1 rRNA gene is annotated in these 1,862 nt (G+C 54.8%); it reads right to left on the bottom strand.

Annotation, left to right across the window (positions count from 1 at the left end):
* A 23S ribosomal RNA gene (locus tag J2T21_RS20745) occupies positions 1-1,730 on the bottom strand; the annotation flags it as partial.
* Positions 1,731-1,862 lie beyond the last annotated feature (132 nt).

The following is a 1,862-nucleotide window of genomic DNA, read 5'->3' as shown; positions in this document are numbered from 1 at the left end:
GTGAGTCACGGATTTGCCTATGACTCGCCCTACATCCTTGGACCAGGTCAATTCCATTGCCTGGCTCGGCTACCTTCCTGCGTCACACCTGTTAATACGCTTACCTCCCTGGTTCGGGTCCCACGCCGCACACCCGGTACCCTTCCCGAAGGAAGGATGGTGGGCACTTGGGGTGGTTAGCATCACCAGGTCAATATGGGCGGTTTTTCACCGGTACGGGAATATCAACCCGTTGTCCATCGACTACGCCTGTCGGCCTCGCCTTAGGTCCCGACTTACCCAGGGCAGATTAGCTTGACCCTGGAACCCTTGATCATTCGGCGGACGGGTTTCTCACCCGTCATTCGCTACTCATGCCTGCATTCTCACTCGTGTGGGCTCCACCGCTGGTTTACACCGCGACTTCACTGCCCACACGACGCTCCCCTACCCATCCACACGGCTGGACCACGAAGGCCTGCCAAAAATATGAATGACGCAACTTCGGCGGTGTGCTTGAGCCCCGCTACATTGTCGGCGCGGAATCACTTGACCAGTGAGCTATTACGCACTCTTTCAAGGGTGGCTGCTTCTAAGCCAACCTCCTGGTTGTCTTCGCAACTCCACATCCTTTTCCACTTAGCACACGCTTAGGGGCCTTAGTTGGCGTTCTGGGCTGTTTCCCTCTCGACTATGAAGCTTATCCCCCACAGTCTCACTGCTGCGCTCTCACTTGCCGGCATTCGGAGTTTGGCTGACGTCAGTAACCTTGTAGGGCCCATTAGCCATCCAGTAGCTCTACCTCCGGCAAGAAACACGCAACGCTGCACCTAAATGCATTTCGGGGAGAACCAGCTATCACGAAGTTTGATTGGCCTTTCACCCCTACCCACAGCTCATCCCCTCCATTTTCAACTGAAGTGGGTTCGGTCCTCCACGCGCTCTTACACGCGCTTCAACCTGGCCATGGGTAGATCACTTCGCTTCGGGTCTAGATCACGCCACTGACTCGCCCTATTCAGACTCGCTTTCGCTACGGCTTCCCCACACGGGTTAACCTCGCGACGTAACACTAACTCGCAGGCTCATTCTTCAAAAGGCACGCTGTCACCCCAACAAGGAGGCTCCAACGGATTGTAAGCGCACGGTTTCAGGTACTATTTCACTCCCCTCCCGGGGTACTTTTCACCATTCCCTCACGGTACTTGTCCGCTATCGGTCATTGGGTAGTATTTAGGCTTACCAGGTGGTCCTGGCGGATTCAAACGGGATTTCTCGGGCCCCGTCCTACTTGGGATGCTCTCACAAAGCGGCGGAACACATTCGCACTACGGGACTCTCACCCTCTATGGTCCGGCATTCAAGCCGATTCGCCTATGCGCCCGCACCTCACTTCACCAGTCCGGCAGAACTGGAACGTGAAAGTCCCACAACCCCGACCATGCAACGCCCGCCGGCTATCACACATGGCTCGGTTTAGCCCCATCCGCGTTCGCTCGCCACTACTAACGGAATCACTTTTGTTTTCTCTTCCTGCGGGTACTGAGATGTTTCACTTCCCCGCGTTCCCTCCACGCAGCCTATGTGTTCAGCTGCGGGTCGCACCACATGACATGGTGCGGGGTTTCCCCATTCGGAAATCCTGGTCTCAACGTCCGGTTATCGACTCCACCAGGCTTATCGCAGATTCCCACGTCCTTCTTCGGCTCCCAATGCCAAGGCATCCACCGTGCGCCCTTAAAAACTTGACCACAAACAAGGGTCAAAAATTTACATGAGCTTCATACATACAATCGAAAGAACCAAGAAACACACACCCGCGAGGGGCATGCATACCAGGTTCAATAATTCATAAGAAATTGCTTATGCAAAACAAGGACAAA

It is taken from the genome of Paeniglutamicibacter psychrophenolicus (genome assembly GCF_030812255.1).
GTDB classification, from domain to species: Bacteria; Actinomycetota; Actinomycetes; order Actinomycetales; family Micrococcaceae; genus Paeniglutamicibacter; species Paeniglutamicibacter psychrophenolicus_A.
Note: the sequence above shows the minus strand (reverse complement) of the source record. Positions and strands in the feature narration are given on the sequence as shown.